We start from the raw sequence: 14964 nt of genomic DNA on the forward strand, positions 1-14964 counted from the left end.
GCGGGTTTCTCTGCGGGGGGCGTGTGTCCCCCGGTGCCTCCTTGGGGGGTGCCTCCTTGGGGTCTGGGGTCTTCGGGTCGTGGTCTCCTTGGTGGGTTGGAAGTTTGTGAATTGGATAGTGGACGCGAGCATCTTGCGACATCACTTCACCAGGTGGTGTCGCGATATAGCGATTGGTCGTTCGTGCGCGTGTGTGTGCGGGCGATCGTTGTCTAGTCTTTGTAGTTTTGCTTTGTAGTTTTTGTTGAGTGTTTGTGCGACAAGCTATGAAGGGCACATGGTGGATGCCTTGGCATCAAGAGCCGATGAAGGACGTAGGAGCCTGCGATAAGCCCTGGGGAGTTGGCAACCGAGCTGTGATCCGGGGGTGTCCGAATGGGGGAACCCAGCACGAGTCATGTCGTGTTACCCGCGCCTGAATATATAGGGTGTGTGGAGGGAACGCCGGGAAGTGAAACATCTCAGTACCGGTAGGAAGAGAAAACAATAGTGATTCCGAGAGTAGTGGCGAGCGAAATCGGATCAGGCTAAACCGTCTGCGTGTGATACCCGGCAGGGGTTGCGTGGGCGGGGTTGTGGGACCACTTGGGAGGATCTGCCGGTCTTCCAGACAGTGAGAAAGCATCGTTGAAGTTGAAGTCCATTGGAAAGTGGCGCCGTAGAGGGTGATAGCCCCGTAAGTGTAAGGCGATGTCTGTCGAGTGGTATCCCAAGTAACACGGAACCCCTGAAATTCCGTGTGAATCTGGCGGGACCACCCGTTAAGCCTAAATACTCCTTGATGACCGATAGCGGACTAGTACCGTGAGGGAAAGGTGAAAAGTACCCCTGGCGGGGAGTGAAATAGTACCTGAAACCGTGTGCCTACAATCCGTCAGAGCCCGGCTGCCTCCTTTTGGGGGTGTTGGGGTGATGGCGTGCCTTTTGAAGAATGAGCCTGCGAGTTTGCGTTGTGTTGCGAGGTTAACCCGTGTGGGGTAGCCGTAGCGAAAGCGAGTCCGAATAGGGCGTATCCATGTATGTGGTGTAGTAGCGCGATCAAGACCCGAAGCGAAGTGATCTATCCATGGGCAGGTTGAAGCGCGGGTAAGACCGCGTGGAGGACCGAACCCACTTAGGTTGAAAACTGAGGGGATGACCTGTGGATAGGGGTGAAAGGCCAATCAAACTTCGTGATAGCTGGTTCTCCCCGAAATGCATTTAGGTGCAGCGTTGTGTGTTTCTTGCTCCAGGTAGAGCACTGGATAGCCGATGGGCCCGACCAGGTTACTGACGTTAGCCAAACTCCGAATGGGAGTAAGTGAGAGCGCAGCAGTGAGACTGCGGGGGATAAGCTCCGTAGTCGAGAGGGAAACAGCCCAGACCATCAGCTAAGGCCCCTAAGCGGTGACTAAGTGGAAAAGGATGTGGAGTCGCAGTGACAACCAGGAGGTTGGCTTGGAAGCAGCCACCCTTGAAAGAGTGCGTAATAGCTCACTGGTCAAGTGATTCCGCGCCGACAATGTAGCGGGGCTCAAGTCATCCGCCGAAGCTATGGCACTCACACGTGTACTCAGCCTCCTTGTGGGGTTCAGGTGTGTGGGTGGGTAGGGGAGCGTCGTGTCGCGAGTGAAGCTCCGGGGTGACCCAGGGGTGGATGCGACACGAGTGAGAATGCAGGCATGAGTAGCGAATCACGGGTGAGAAACCCGTGCGCCGAATGATCAAGGGTTCCAGGGTCAAGCTAATCTGCCCTGGGTAAGTCGGGACCTAAGGCGAGGCCGACAGGCGTAGTCGATGGACAACGGGTTGATATTCCCGTACCGGCAAAGTAGCGCCCATGACGAGGCCGGTGATGCTAACCACCCGAAGCCCGGGTGACCGATCCCTTCGGGGTGAGGCGTCTGGGTGGAGCGTGGGATCCGATCCGGTAGTAGTCAAGCGATGGGGTGACGCAGGAAGGTAGCCCAACCACGCCGATGGTTGTTGCGTGGGTAAGCAGGTAGGGGACGGTCTAGGTAAATCCGGGCCGTGGTGTCGTAAGGCACGACCCTGAGATGTGATGCCGAGCCCGTATGGGTGAAGTGGGTGATCCTATGCTGTCGAGAAAAACCTCTAGCGAGCTACGCGCCGCCCGTACCCCAAACCGACTCAGGTGATCAGGTAGAGAATACCAAGGCGATCGAGCGAACCATGGTTAAGGAACTCGGCAAAATGCCCCCGTAACTTCGGGAGAAGGGGGGCCGGATCCGTGATACCCCTTGCGGGTAGTAGCGGTGATGGCCGCAGAGACCAGGCCCAAGCGACTGTTTACTAAAAACACAGGTCCGTGCGAAGTTGTAAGACGATGTATACGGACTGACTCCTGCCCGGTGCTGGAAGGTTAAGGGGACGGGTCAGCCACGTGAGTGGTGAAGCTCAGAACTTAAGCCCCAGTAAACGGCGGTGGTAACTATAACCATCCTAAGGTAGCGAAATTCCTTGTCGGGTAAGTTCCGACCTGCACGAATGGAGTAACGACTTGGGCGCTGTCTCAACCGTGGACTCGGCGAAATTGCACTACGAGTAAAGATGCTCGTTACGCGCGGCAGGACGGAAAGACCCCGGGACCTTTACTATAGTTTGGTATTGGTGTTTGGTTCGGCTTGTGTAGGATAGGTGGGAGACTGTGAAGCATCGACGCCAGTTGGTGTGGAGTCATCGTTGAAATACCACTCTGGTCGTACTAGATGTCTAACCTAGGACCATGATCTGGTTCAGGGACAGTGCCTGATGGGTAGTTTAACTGGGGCGGTTGCCTCCTAAAATGTAACGGAGGCGCTCAAAGGTTCCCTCAGCCTGGTTGGCAATCAGGTGTTGAGTGTAAGTGCACAAGGGAGCTTGACTGTGAGACAGACATGTCGAGCAGGGACGAAAGTCGGAACTAGTGATCCGGCCACGGCATGTGGAAGCGTGGTCGCTCAACGGATAAAAGGTACCCCGGGGATAACAGGCTGATCTTCCCCAAGAGTCCATATCGACGGGATGGTTTGGCACCTCGATGTCGGCTCGTCGCATCCTGGGGCTGGAGTAGGTCCCAAGGGTTGGGCTGTTCGCCCATTAAAGCGGCACGCGAGCTGGGTTTAGAACGTCGTGAGACAGTTCGGTCCCTATCCGCCGCGCGCGTAGGAAACTTGAGAAAGGCTGTCCCTAGTACGAGAGGACCGGGATGGACGAACCTCTGGTGTGCCAGTTGTCCCGCCAGGGGCACGGCTGGTTGGCTACGTTCGGAAGTGATAACCGCTGAACGCATCTAAGCGGGAAGCACGTTTCAAGATGAGGTTTCCCACCGGGTTAACCGGGTAAGGCCCCCAGCAGAACACTGGGTTGATAGGCCAGAAGTGTACAACCGTGAGGTAGAGCTGACTGGTACTAATAGGCCGAGGGCTTGTCACACAAACCCTCAACAAAACCCACAACACATTCCTGCATCGACACTCGCGTCCACATCCATACCAGACACGACAAGACCACGCCCTCGACCGGCCGTGATCTCTAACTGAACAGATGCTTGGCCACACACCGTGACAACACCGGTGCGTGACGCCACCAGAGTTACGGCGGCCATAGCGAAAGGGAAACACCCGGTCCCATCCCGAACCCGGAAGTTAAGCCTTTCAGCGCCGATGGTACTGCAACCGAGAGGCTGTGGGAGAGTAGGACGCCGCCGGACATACACTCAGTAGAGGCCACCGTAAGGTGGCCTCTACTCATTTCAGCACCATGTGGTGCGACCAGCGAGAACCAGGAGTACCCAGTCGTGGCCGAGCAGCGTCGTAGCCAGCGTCCGTCGGGCGGGGGCGGCCGCACGGGCGGCAAGCCCGCGGGCGGGCGCTCCGGCAGCCAGGGCCAGCGGTCCGGCGGCCCCAAGTCGGGGCCGAAGTCCGGTCAGAAGTCCGGTCAGAAGTCGACCCAGAGGTCAGGCCAGGGTTCCGGACAGGGGTCCGGCCAGAAGTCGGGCGGTCCGAAGTCGAGCCAGCCGCGAGGTCAGTCGGCGAAGTCGGCGGAGCGGTCGACTCGCTGGAGCCCGGACGACCGGCGCGGTGCGGGCAAGGACGCGCCCCGGCGCGGCGGCAAGCCGGCGGGCAAGCCCACGGGTGGGCGGTCGGGCGGCCGGCAGGGTGCGCCGCGTGGCGGCGGTCGCGCCGCGGAGCAGCCGGCACGCACGGCCGAGCAGGCGGCGTACGACGGTCCGGAGCTGCCCGCGGAGATCACCGGCGCCGAGCTGGATCGGTCCGTGACCGCTCAGCTGAAGGGTCTGCCGGAGAAGCTCGCGTCGCGGGTGGCGCGGCACCTCGCGGCGGCTGGGCTGTTCATCGACCAGGATCCGGAGCTGGCCTACCAGCACGCGCTGGCCGCCCGGGCCCGGGCGTCGCGGATCGCCGTGGTGCGGGAGGCGACCGGAGAGGCGGCGTACGCCGCCGGCCACTACGCCGAGGCGCTGGCCGAGCTGCGCGCGGCGAAGCGGATGAACGGGGCGACGGCGTACCTGCCGATCATGGCGGACTGCCACCGCGCGCTGGGCAAGCCCCAGGAGGCGCTGAAGCTGGCGAAGAGCCCGGGCGTCGCGAACTTCTCCGCGGAGGCGAAGGCGGAGATGACGATCGTCGAGGCCGGCGCCCGCCGTGACCTCGGACAGCTCGACGCAGCGCTGCGGACGCTCGAGCTGGCGCCGCTGCAGTCGAAGAGCCGCGGGTCGTGGGTGGTGCGGCTGCGCTACGCCTACGCGGACACGCTCGAGGCCGCGGGCCGCGAGCAGGACGCCTTGGCGTGGTTCCACCGGACCCACGCCATCGACGGGGACGACCTGACCGACGCGGCCGAGCGGGCCGAGACCCTGGAGCGCCGGTTCGGCTAGCGCGCTGCCGCCCCTGGTTTCGTGTCGGCGGCGTAGGGCAGGATCGCACCAGTCCCGGGCGAGGGAGGTCATCGTGCTGCGGTTCGCGGGAGCGGGCGTGAGTGACGTCGGTCGGGTGCGTCCCCACAACGAGGACGCGGCCTTCCTGGGCCCCTACGTCGCCGTGCTCGCCGACGGCGTGGGCGGTGCCGCCGCCGGTGAGGTGGCCGCCGCGACCGCGGCCTACGTGGTGGCGGCGACGGCGCTGGCTCGCTTCGGCGAGGATCCGGTGCAGGTGCTGCTCCGCGGTGTCGAGGACGCCCACCTGAGCGTCCGCGTGGGCGTGGCGGTGGACCCGGAGCGGACCGGGATGGCCACCACGTTGACGGCGCTCGTCACCGACGGCCGGCGGGTCGTGCTCGGCCACGTCGGCGACAGCCGTGCCTACCTGCTGCACGACGGCGAGCTGCGTCAGCTGTCGCACGACCACACCTACGTGCAGCACCTGGTCGACTCCGGCCAGCTCGACGAGGACGCGCGGGCCGGTCATCCGTGGAGCAACGTGGTGCTCCGCTCGCTCGACGGCGGCCCCGACCCGAGCCTCGACGTGACGGAGCTGCACCTGGAGGTGGGCGACCGCGTGCTGCTGTGCAGCGACGGGCTCACCGACCTGGTGCCCGACCAGGAGATCAGCGAGGCGCTGGTGACGGTCGCGGACCCGGACGTCGCGGCCGGCGTGCTGGTGTACGCCGCACTGGCGGCCGGCGGCAGGGACAACGTGACCTGCCTGGTGCTCGACGTGGTCGACGGCCCGGTCGTCGTCGGCGACGGCACCGTGCTCGGCGCCCTGGTCGACCCCGCGAACCTGGTCGACCCCACCTCCGTGCGTGTCTGATCCGGCGTCCTCCCGCGGTGTCGAGTGGGAGACTGGACGCATGGCTGGGGCGAAGGCCGGAGTGCGGCGACCGGCACTGGAGGGCACGGTCGCGGTGCGCGGGGACCGGCGGCTGAGCTTCGCGGAGTACGGCTCGCGGGGCGGCCAGGCCGTGGTGTGGATGCACGGCACCCCCGGAGCGCGTCGGCAGGTCCCGTTCGAGGCGCGGCGGTACGCCGAGCAGCACGGGATCCGGCTGATCGGGCTGGACCGGCCCGGGATCGGCTCGTCGACGCCGCACCTGTATCCGGACGTCCTCGACTGGACCCGCGATCTCGAGGTGGTGCTGGAGACGCTGGCCATCGACACCGCCCACGTGATCGGCCTGTCCGGCGGCGGGCCGTACGCCCTGGCCGCCGCCGCAGCGCTGCCCGAGCGGGTGCCGGGCGTCGCCGTCCTCGGGGGAGTGGCGCCGACCCAGGGCGTCGACGCGGCCGCCGGCGGCATGGTCGCGCTCGCCGCGCACCTGGCGCCGCTGCTCACCCTGGCCCGGGTGCCGTTGGGCGTGACGCTCACCCAGGCGATCCGGCTGGCGCGCCCGCTGGCGGGGCCGGCGCTGGACCTGTACGCCGCGGCTCAGCCGCCGGGGGACAGGAACCTGCTCGCGCGGCCGGAGTTCAAGGCGATGTTCCTCGACGACCTGCTCAACGGCAGCCGGTTCCAGACCACGGCACCGATCCACGACGTCATCCTGTTCACGCGGTACTGGGGCTTCGACCTCGCCGAGGTACAGGTCCCGGTGCGGTGGTGGCACGGCGACGACGACCACATCGTCCCGCTCCGGCACGGCCGCCACGTGGTCGACCGGCTGCCGGACGCGACGCTCACGGTCATCGACGGCGAGAGCCACCTCTGCGGGCTCGGGATCGCCGAGGGCGTGCTGGCCTCGCTGCTGGAGCCCGGGCCACGGCGTACGCCGGCCGCCCGGGTCCCGTGACCGCGTGGCCGTTCACACGCCGAACGCTGGCGTTCTCGCGTCCCGTTTGCCACAATGGAGCCACAACTGCACGCGTGTCACTCACGCCTCAAGACATCTTCGGTGAGACCGCTGGGGAAGGCGCATCTCGCGCCGGAGATGAAGGAGGTCACGGTGACCGCAAGCACTGCCATCCGCACCGCGACGAGGGGCGTCCTGTACGTCCACTCAGCGCCGTCCGCGCTGTGCCCTCACATCGAGTGGGCCGTCGGCGGTGTCCTTGGCGTGCCCGTGAGCCTGGACTGGACGCCGCAGGCGGCGCAGGCGGGCACCTACCGCGCCGAGCTCTCGTGGACCGGCGGTACCGGCTCCGCCGCCGCGGTGGCCTCCGCGCTGCGCGGCTGGAACCAGCTCCGGTTCGAGATCACCGAGGAGCCGACCGCCGCCTCGGAGGGCGCGCGCTACTCCTACACGCCCGAGTTGGGCGTCTTTCACGCCGTCACCGGCCTGCACGGCGACATCATGATCCCCGAGGACCGGCTCAAGGCCGCCGTGGTCAAGGCCGCCCTGGGCGACACGACGCTACTCGTCGAGATCGACAAGCTGCTCGGCAAGCCGTGGGACGACGAGCTGGAGACCTTCCGGCACGCCGGCGAGGGCGCTCCGGTGCGCTGGCTGCACCAGGTGGTCTGACAGGCGGCCCGAACGGCGGGCCTGGGCCCTCGCTCAGGCGCGGCCTCCGAAGCCACCGGTCGGCGCGAGCTCGTCGATGCGGGCCAGGTCGGCCTCGGTGAGGATCAGGTCGGCGGATGCGACGTTCTCGGCGACCCGGCCGGGGTTGCGGGAGCCGGGGATCGGGACGATGTGGTCGCGCCGCGCGAGCAGCCAGGCGATGGCCAGCTGGGAGAGGGCGGCGCCCTTCTCGGCGGCGAGCCGGGTCAGGTCGTCGACGATGCGCACGTTGGCGTCGTAGTTCTCCGGTGCCCACCAGCCGACGTACTGGCGGAAGTCGTCGGCGCCGTAGCCGCTTCGCGGCCGGACCGCGCCGCTGAGGAACCCGCGGGCCAGCGGCGAGTAGGCGACGAGCCCGATGCCGAGCTCCTCGATGGTCGGGAGGAGCGCCTCGGTGTCGCGGGCGAAGAGGGAGTACTCGGCCTGCAGGACCGAGATCGGGTGGACGGCATGAGCCCTGCGGATGCTCTCGGCGTCGGTGTTGGACAGGCCGAGGTACCTGACCTTGCCCGCGTCGACGTACTCCTTCATCACGCCGACGACCTCCTCGACCGGGACCCGGGGGTCGTGGACGTGCTGGTAGAGCACGTCGATGCAGTCGACGTCGAGGTTGCGCAGGCTGGCGTCGACGACCTCACGGATGTGGTCGAGCCGGGAGTCCGGCTCGAACCTCGGCGTGAATCCGAACTTGGTCGCGATGGTCACCTCGTCGCGGATCGGCGCCAGCGCGGCGCCGAGGAGCCTCTCGCCCGCACCCCAGCCGTACATCTCCGCGGTGTCGAAGTGGGTCACGCCGAGCTCGTGTGCCTTCCGGATCGCCGCGATCGACTCCGTCTCGTCGGCCGGACCGTAGCCGATCGCGGTGCCCATGGCGCCGTAGCCGATCGCCGCGACCGTGAGTCCCTGCTGCCCGAGGGCGCGCTGCTGCATCGTCTCTCCTAGAGTCATACCGAACGGTTCGGTTTGACTCTACGTGTGGTCGTCCGGTTTCCAAACCGTACGGTTCGGTTCGTATGCTCGAGCCATGGCCGCCACCGAGTCCACCCGCGACCGGATCCTCACGGCGGCCACCGCCGAGTTCGCCCGGCACGGCATCGCCGGCGCCCGGGTGGAGCGCATCGCCAAGGCCGCGCGCACCAGCAAGGAGCGGGTCTACGCCCACTTCGGCAGCAAGGACGAGCTCTACCGGTTCGTGGCGGCGCGAGAGCTCACGGCGATGGCCGCGGCGGTGCCCCTGGACCCGGCGGACCTGCCCGGTTACGCCGTGCGCCTGCACGACCACGTGGTCGCGCACCCCGAGCGGCTGCGCCTGATGCGGTGGGGACAGCTCGAGCTGTCCCCGGACGACACGCCGCCCGACGACCCCTTCCGGACCGTCGTCGCGGGCAAGGTCGCCCAGCTGCGCCGGGCTCAGCGGTCCGGCGTCGTCGACCCGGACTGGGACCCCGTGGACGTCCTCGTCTTCGTGAGCCAGCTGGCGACCTCGTGGGCCGACCAGGGCGACCAGGTGGCTGCGGGCCCGGAGCGCGACGCGTTCCTGGCGGCCCGTCGGCGCGCCATCGAGACGGCCGTCCAACGGCTGTTCCCCGGCGCCGCCGACTGACTACCGGGCCCGCCTCAGGCGGAAGCGGGAGGGCTCGAGCCAGACCCGGTGGCCGCCCTCGTCGTCGTACCAGTGCAGCAGCGCGCGGATCGTGAACCTGCCCGGGCGGGTGTTGTAGCGGCAGAGGTCGAAGGTGCTGCGCCGGGTGGCCGGGTCGGAGTCGGACATGAAGGCTCCGGAGGCGACCGAGTCGCCAGTGGGGTCACGGAGGAAGGTCTCGAGCGTCCAGTCGCCCGTGGGTGGTGTGACGGTGTAGCGGTAGGCGTAGCCGCGGCAGCCCTTGCGGAGCACCCCGTCGGGGGCGTGCGTGCTGCCGTACGACGAGCGCTCATGCGGTGCGCCGGGCTCCGCCGGCGTCGGCTCGGCCCGGCCGGGTGCGCCGAGCAGGCCCACGGTGACGCCGGCGGCCGCGAGGCACGCGGTGGCGCGGGTGACCTGGGTCATACCGGGACCAACGCGGCCCCGGCGCGCCCGTTACGGGTCGGGCCCGCTCAGAGCGGGATGTTGCCGTGCACGCCGCGGCGTACGCCGACGGTCTGGACGGCGTCCTCGATCGCCCGCGCGATCGCCGAGCGGGTCTGCGCCGGCTCGACGACCTCGTCGACGACGCCGATCTCGACGGCCTTCTCGACGCCGCCGGCGATGCGCTCGTGCTCCGCGGCCAGCTCGGCCTCGACCTGCGGCCGGATGTCGGGGGCGACCTCGGCGAGCCGGCGGCGGTGCAGGATCCGGATTGCGGCGACCGCGCCCATGACCGCGACCTCCGCGCCCGGCCAGGCGAACACCTTGGTGGCGCCGAGGGAGCGGGCGTTCATCGCGATGTAGGCGCCGCCGTACGTCTTGCGCGTGACCAGGGTGACCCGGGGGACCACGCACTCGCCGAACGCGTGCAACAGCTTGGCGCCGCGGCGCACCACGCCGTCCCACTCCTGACCGACGCCGGGCAGGTAGCCGGGGACGTCGACCACGACGACCAGGGGCACGCCGAAGGCGTCGCACATCCGGACGAAGCGGGAGGCCTTCTCGGCCGAGAGCGAGTCGAGGCAGCCGCCGAGGCGCAGCGGGTTGTTGGCGATCACGCCGACCGTGCGGCCGCCGAAGCGGCCCAGGGCGGTGACGATGTTGGGTGCCCAGCGGGCGTGCAGCTCCTGCGTGGTGCCCTCGTCGAGGATCGACTCGACGAGCGGGTGCACGTCGTAGGCGCGCTTCTTGGACTCCGGCAGCAGGGCGGCCAGGTCGCGGTCCTCGATCTCGTCGACCTTCATGCTGCCCTGCGAGCCGAGCAGCGAGGCGACGCCACGTGCCCGATCGAGCGCCTCGCGCTCGGACTCGGCGAGGATGTGCACGACGCCCGAGCGGCGACCGTGCGGCTCGGGGCCACCGAGGCGGAGCATGTCGACGTCCTCGCCGGTGACCGAGCGGACCACGTCGGGGCCGGTGACGAAGATCCGGCCCTCGGGGCCGAGGATCACGACGTCGGTCAGCGCCGGACCGTACGCCGCGCCGCCGGCCGCCGGGCCGAGCACCACGGAGATCTGCGGGATCTTGCCGGACGCCTGGGTCATGGCCTGGAAGATCCGGCCGACCGCATGCAGAGAGAGCACGCCCTCGGCGAGGCGCGCCCCGCCGGAGTGCCACAGGCCGATGATCGGCACGCCGTCGGTCATCGCGCGGTGGTAGGCGTCGACGACCACCCGGCAGCCGAGGTCGCCCATCGCGCCGCCCATCACGGTGGCGTCGGAGCAGAAGGCCACCACGCGGGTGCCGTCGATGCTCCCGACCGCGGCGAGCATGCCGGAGTCGTCGTCGGGCGTGATCAGCTCGAGCGTGTCCTCGTCGAACAGCGCGGTGAGCCGGTGCACGGGGTTGCGCGGGTCCTCCGCGCGGGGGAGCTTCGCGGGCTTGGTCGCCGTGGCAGTCACTGTCGTCCTTCCGTGGGGTGGCGGCTCACACCGAACCGAACGCCACGGCGACGTTGGCGCCGCCGAATCCGAACGAGTTGTTGAGCGCCGCAATGTCGCCGGCCGGCAGGTCGCGGGCCTTGGTGGCGATGTCGAGCTCGACCGCCGGGTCCTGGTTGTCCAGGTTGATCGTCGGCGGCGAGACGCGGTGGTGCAGGGCGAGCACGGTCGCCACCGCCTCCAGCGCGCCGGCCCCGCCGAGCAGGTGGCCGGTCATCGACTTGGTGCTGGTCACGACCACCTCGGTCGCGTGGGCGCCGAGGGTCGCGTGCAGCATCAGGCCCTCGGCGATGTCGCCCTGGGGGGTCGACGTCGCGTGGGCGTTGACGTGGACGATGTCGGCCGGGCTGATGTCGGCCTCGGCCAGCGCCCGCAGGATCGCCCGGGAGCCGCCGCGGCCCTCCGGGTCGGGCTGGGCGATGTCGTGGGAGTCGGCGGTGATGCCGGCCCCGAGCACGGTCGCGTAGATGCGTGCGCCGCGCGCCCGGGCGTGCTCCTCGGACTCGAGGACCAGCACACCGGCACCCTCGCCGAGGACGAACCCGTCGCGGGCGAGGTCCCACGGGCGGGAGACCGCGGTCGGATCGCCGCCCGCCTCCCCGCTCGCGGTCTTCGACAGCGCCATCATGTTGGCGAACGCCGCCATCGGCAGCGGGTGGATCGCCGCCTCGGTGCCGCCGGCGACCACGACATCGGCCCGGCCGAGCCGGATCTGGTCGACGGCGTGGGCGATCGCCTCGTTGCCGGACGCGCACGCCGAGACCGGCGTGATGACCGCCGCGCGCGCTCCGACGTACAGGCTGATCTGCGCCGCGGGCGCGTTGGGCATCAGCATCGGCACCGCGAGCGGCGAGACCCGGCGCGGCCCCTTCTCCTTCAGCGCGTCGTAGTTGTCGAGGAGCGTGGTCACGCCGCCGATGCCGGAGGCCATGGCGACGCCGAGCCGATCGCGGTCCAGCGAGCCGTCCTCCTGCGCGGCGGCCAGGCCGGAGTCGGCCCAGGCCTCCATGGCGGCGACCATCGCGAACTGCGCGCTGCGGTCGAGGCGACGGGCCTTGACCCGCTCGATCACCTCGGTGGGCTCCACGGCGATGCGACCGGCGATCTTGACCGGCATCTCCTCGGCCCAGTCGTCGGTCAGGTACCGGACGCCGGAGCGTCCGCTGACCAGGGCGTCCCAGGTGCTGGGAACGTCACCTCCGACGGGACTGGTGGTCCCGAGGCCGGTGACGACGACTCGCTTGGAAGACATGCTGCTCCTCGGTGTTCCTCGACGTGCTGGACGGTCGAGAGAAGGTCAGGCCTGGGCCCGCTCGATGAAGGCGACGGCGTCGCCCACGGTCTTGAGGTTCTTGACCTCGTCGTCGGGGATGGAGACGCCGAACTTCTCCTCCGCTGCGACGACGACCTCGACCATGGAGAGCGAGTCGACGTCGAGGTCGTCCACGAAGGACTTGTCGAGCTGGACGTCGTCGGCGTCGATGCCGGCGACCTCATTGACGATCTCGGCGAGGTCGGCGCGGATCTCTTCGGTGGTGGCCATCAGGCTGTTCCCTCTCTTCGGGGTTGGTTGGGTGGTGCGGAAACTTCGGAAGGGCGCTGGGTCGGGTGCGGTGCCGAGCCCGGGACGGGTCAGGGGACCCGGACCACCTGCGCGGCGTACGCGAGGCCGGCGCCGAACGCGATCAGCAGCGCGAGGTCGCCGCTGCGCGCCTCGCCCTCCTGGATCATCCGGTCGAGCGCGAGCGGCACGGAGGCGGCCGAGGTGTTGCCCTGCTCGGCGATGTCGCGGGCGATCTTGACCCGGTCGGGCAGCTTCATCGCGCGCGCCATGGCGTCGGTGATGCGCATGTTCGCCTGGTGGGGCACGAAGACGTCGAGCTGGTCGGCGGTGATGCCGGCCCGGTCGAGCGCCTCCTGGCCGATCTTGGCCATCGAGTACGACGCCCAGCGGAACACCGGGTTGCCCTGCATGACCAGGTGCGGCATGACGGGGTTGTCGCTGGCGACGACGTCGCGCCAGTCCTCGCGCTGACGGATGTGGTCGAAGTGCTCGCCCTGCGAGCCCCAGACCACGGGGCCGATGCCCGGGGTCTCGCTCGGTCCGACGACGACGGCGCCGGCGCCGTCGGCGAAGATGAAGGCGGTGCCGCGGTCGCCGACGTCGGTCAGGTCGGAGAGCCGCTCGACGCCGATCACCAGCACGTGCCCGGCGCTGCCGGCGCGCACGAAGTCGGCGGCCATCCCCACGCCGTGGCAGAAGCCGGCGCACGCCGCCGAGATGTCGAAGGCGGCGGCGTTGTCGGTGCCGAGCTCGTAGGCGATCGCCGTGGCGATGGCCGGGGTCTGGAACATGTGGCTCACCGTGGCGACGACCACGCACTCGATCTGCCGGGCGTCGACGCCGGCGTCGTCGAGGGCCTTGCGGGCCGCGGCCACCGCCATGAACTGCACGGTCTCCTCGGGGGTGGCCCACCGGCGCTGCTTGATGCCGGAGCGCTGCTGGATCCACTCGTCACTGGAGTCGATCGCCTCGACGACCTCGGCGTTGGGGATCACCCGGCTGGGCCGGTAGGACCCGAGGCCGAGGATCCCGGCGTGGCGGGCGCCCTCGGCCTGGGCGAGAGCGATGGACTCGGCCATCACTGGCCTCCTTCGGGGTGCAGGCGGAGCAGGGGCTGACCGGGGGAGACGAGGTCGCCGTCCTCGACCAGCCACTCGACGACGCGGCCCCCGTGGGGCGCGGCCACGACGGTGCGGTCGCGGAGGCTGGCGACCTCGCCGATCGTCGTACCGGACGACAGCACCTCGGCGTCCGCGGAGTCGGCGGCGATGTGGAAGGTGCCCTTGGCGGGGGAGACGACCATCCGCCAGGTCGGGCTGATGCCGAGGCCGGAGGATTCGCCGTGCTTGGCGCAGAACGCGCGGGCGTCGTCGAGTTGGTCGGGCGTCTTGAGGGCGAAGGTCTCGACCCCCTTGAGCGCGCGCTTCGCGATGCCGGTGAGCGTGCCGGCCGGCGGCATCTCGAGGATGCCGGTGACCCCCAGGTCGTCCATGGCGTCCAGGCACAGGTCCCAGCGGACCGGGCTGGCGATCTGGCCGACGATCCGGGCCAGCACCTCCCGGCCGTCGTGGACGACCTTGCCGTCCCTGTTGGAGATCACGCGGGTGCGCGGGTCGTGCACGGACACCGAGCGGGCCAGCCCGGCGAGATGGCCGACCGCGGGCTCCATGTGGTGGGTGTGGAACGCGCCGGCGACGCTCAGCGGCATCAGCCGGGCCTTGGCCGGGGGCTCCTCGGCGAACGCCGCGAGCTGCTCCATGGTGCCGGCCGCGACGATCTGGCCGGGGCCGTTGTCGTTGGCGGCGGTGAGGCCGTGCGTCTCGATGACCGCGAGGACCTCCTCGCGGTCGCCGCCGAGCACCGCGGTCATGCCGGTCGGGGTGGTGGCGGCGGCCTGCGCCATCGCCTTGCCACGCTCGCGGACCAGTACCATCGCCTGCTCGGCGGTGATCACCCGGGCACCGGCGGCCGCGGCGATCTCGCCGACGCTGTGGCCGGCGACCGCGCCGATCTGGTCGAACGCGTCGGCCGGGTGGGGGAACAGTTCCAGCGCGGCGACCAGTCCGGTCGCGACCAGCAGCGGCTGGGCGATCTGGGTCTCGCGGATGGTCTCGGCGTCCGCCTCGGTGCCGTAGTGCGCGAGGTCGAGGCCGGCCACGGTGGCCAGCCAGTCGAAGCGGGAGGCGAAGACCGGGTCCTCCAGCCACGGCTTGAGGAATCCGGGAGTCTGAGCACCTTGGCCGGGGGCGACGATCACGAGCACGCGTCCACTCTGCCGCGTGGACGGCCCGGACCTCGCCTACGGCCCGCACGAAAACGATCCGCGAGTCTTTGTATGGTTCCTACAAAGACTCCAGGATCCCGGTGCTAGTGGTCGTCGCTGGAAGTTCCTCGGGGGT

Annotated in this window: 12 protein-coding genes and 2 rRNA genes; 7 read left to right on the plus strand and 7 right to left on the minus strand. The window is 68.9% G+C overall.

Annotated features, from left to right (window positions below; all coding sequences use genetic code 11):
• Positions 1 to 257: 257 nt before the first annotated feature.
• The 6 genes from FHU40_RS19145 to FHU40_RS19170 all read left to right on the plus strand — a co-directional run bounded on the left by FHU40_RS19145 (position 258) and on the right by FHU40_RS19170 (position 7398).
• Positions 258 to 3414: ribosomal RNA gene (locus tag FHU40_RS19145) — 23S ribosomal RNA — on the plus strand.
• A 160-nt stretch (positions 3415 to 3574) separates the two neighbouring features.
• Positions 3575 to 3691, plus strand: a 5S ribosomal RNA gene (rrf, locus tag FHU40_RS19150).
• An 87-nt stretch (positions 3692 to 3778) separates the two neighbouring features.
• Complete coding sequence (locus tag FHU40_RS28475; RefSeq protein WP_183593979.1) at positions 3779 to 4876, plus strand: tetratricopeptide repeat protein; 1098 nt, start codon at positions 3779 to 3781, stop codon at positions 4874 to 4876.
• A 97-nt stretch (positions 4877 to 4973) separates the two neighbouring features.
• Entirely contained in the window at positions 4974 to 5750 is a 777-nt protein-coding gene (locus tag FHU40_RS19160) for a PP2C family protein-serine/threonine phosphatase (RefSeq protein ID WP_183593980.1), read from the plus strand.
• A 40-nt stretch (positions 5751 to 5790) separates the two neighbouring features.
• Positions 5791 to 6726: an alpha/beta fold hydrolase gene (locus FHU40_RS19165; protein WP_183593981.1), complete on the plus strand. Its 936-nt coding sequence runs from the start codon at positions 5791 to 5793 to the stop codon at positions 6724 to 6726.
• A gap of 138 nt (positions 6727 to 6864) precedes the next feature.
• A complete protein-coding gene (locus FHU40_RS19170) occupies positions 6865 to 7398 on the plus strand; it encodes a DUF3145 domain-containing protein (RefSeq protein ID WP_183594757.1) in 534 nt (177 codons plus the stop codon).
• Positions 7399 to 7431: 33 nt separating this feature from the next.
• On the opposite strand, the gene FHU40_RS19175 is transcribed toward FHU40_RS19170, so the two are convergent.
• Positions 7432 to 8367, minus strand: coding sequence for an aldo/keto reductase (locus FHU40_RS19175; RefSeq protein ID WP_183593982.1), 936 nt, complete (start codon positions 8365 to 8367; stop codon positions 7432 to 7434).
• A gap of 94 nt (positions 8368 to 8461) precedes the next feature.
• On the opposite strand from FHU40_RS19175, the gene FHU40_RS19180 reads away from it, so the two are divergent.
• Positions 8462 to 9040 (plus strand): TetR/AcrR family transcriptional regulator, encoded by a 579-nt coding sequence (locus tag FHU40_RS19180; protein ID WP_183593983.1) that lies wholly within the window; start codon positions 8462 to 8464, stop codon positions 9038 to 9040.
• Here the strand turns inward: FHU40_RS19180 and FHU40_RS19185 are convergent, their stop codons facing one another.
• From FHU40_RS19185 to FHU40_RS19210, 6 genes are all read right to left on the minus strand, one after another.
• Positions 9041 to 9484 (minus strand): hypothetical protein, encoded by a 444-nt coding sequence (locus FHU40_RS19185; protein WP_183593984.1) that lies wholly within the window; start codon positions 9482 to 9484, stop codon positions 9041 to 9043.
• A 47-nt stretch (positions 9485 to 9531) separates the two neighbouring features.
• The gene (locus tag FHU40_RS19190) at positions 9532 to 10962 is read right to left on the minus strand and encodes a carboxyl transferase domain-containing protein (RefSeq protein ID WP_183593985.1); all 1431 of its coding nucleotides are present in this window, start codon (positions 10960 to 10962) and stop codon (positions 9532 to 9534) included.
• 25 nt (positions 10963 to 10987) lie between these two features.
• A complete protein-coding gene (locus FHU40_RS19195; protein WP_183593986.1) occupies positions 10988 to 12253 on the minus strand; it encodes a beta-ketoacyl-[acyl-carrier-protein] synthase family protein in 1266 nt (421 codons plus the stop codon).
• Between the two features lie 45 nt (positions 12254 to 12298).
• The gene (locus FHU40_RS19200) at positions 12299 to 12544 is read right to left on the minus strand and encodes an acyl carrier protein (RefSeq protein ID WP_028645031.1); all 246 of its coding nucleotides are present in this window, start codon (positions 12542 to 12544) and stop codon (positions 12299 to 12301) included.
• Between the two features lie 89 nt (positions 12545 to 12633).
• The gene (locus tag FHU40_RS19205; protein WP_183593987.1) at positions 12634 to 13644 is read right to left on the minus strand and encodes a beta-ketoacyl-ACP synthase III; all 1011 of its coding nucleotides are present in this window, start codon (positions 13642 to 13644) and stop codon (positions 12634 to 12636) included.
• Positions 13644 to 14828 (minus strand): acyltransferase domain-containing protein, encoded by a 1185-nt coding sequence (locus FHU40_RS19210; protein WP_183593988.1) that lies wholly within the window; start codon positions 14826 to 14828, stop codon positions 13644 to 13646. The genes FHU40_RS19205 and FHU40_RS19210 overlap by 1 nt, the downstream gene beginning before the upstream one ends.
• Positions 14829 to 14964 lie beyond the last annotated feature (136 nt).

Source organism: Nocardioides soli (genome assembly GCF_014191495.1).
In the GTDB taxonomy this organism is placed as follows: Bacteria; Actinomycetota; Actinomycetes; order Propionibacteriales; family Nocardioidaceae; genus Nocardioides; species Nocardioides soli.

What these genes read in the sequence shown, in the direction of transcription:
- FHU40_RS19165 (WP_183593981.1), top strand. Translation starts at nt 5,791, where the DNA reads ATGGCTGGGGCGAAGGCCGGAGTGCGGCGACCGGCACTGGAGGGCACG.
- FHU40_RS19170 (WP_183594757.1), top strand. Translation starts at nt 6,865, where the DNA reads ATGAAGGAGGTCACGGTGACCGCAAGCACTGCCATCCGCACCGCGACG.
- FHU40_RS19175 (WP_183593982.1), bottom strand. Translation starts at nt 8,367, where the DNA reads ATGCAGCAGCGCGCCCTCGGGCAGCAGGGACTCACGGTCGCGGCGATC.
- FHU40_RS19180 (WP_183593983.1), top strand. Translation starts at nt 8,462, where the DNA reads ATGGCCGCCACCGAGTCCACCCGCGACCGGATCCTCACGGCGGCCACC.
- FHU40_RS19185 (WP_183593984.1), bottom strand. Translation starts at nt 9,484, where the DNA reads ATGACCCAGGTCACCCGCGCCACCGCGTGCCTCGCGGCCGCCGGCGTC.
- FHU40_RS19195 (WP_183593986.1), bottom strand. Translation starts at nt 12,253, where the DNA reads ATGTCTTCCAAGCGAGTCGTCGTCACCGGCCTCGGGACCACCAGTCCC.
- FHU40_RS19200 (WP_028645031.1), bottom strand. Translation starts at nt 12,544, where the DNA reads ATGGCCACCACCGAAGAGATCCGCGCCGACCTCGCCGAGATCGTCAAT.
- FHU40_RS19205 (WP_183593987.1), bottom strand. Translation starts at nt 13,644, where the DNA reads ATGGCCGAGTCCATCGCTCTCGCCCAGGCCGAGGGCGCCCGCCACGCC.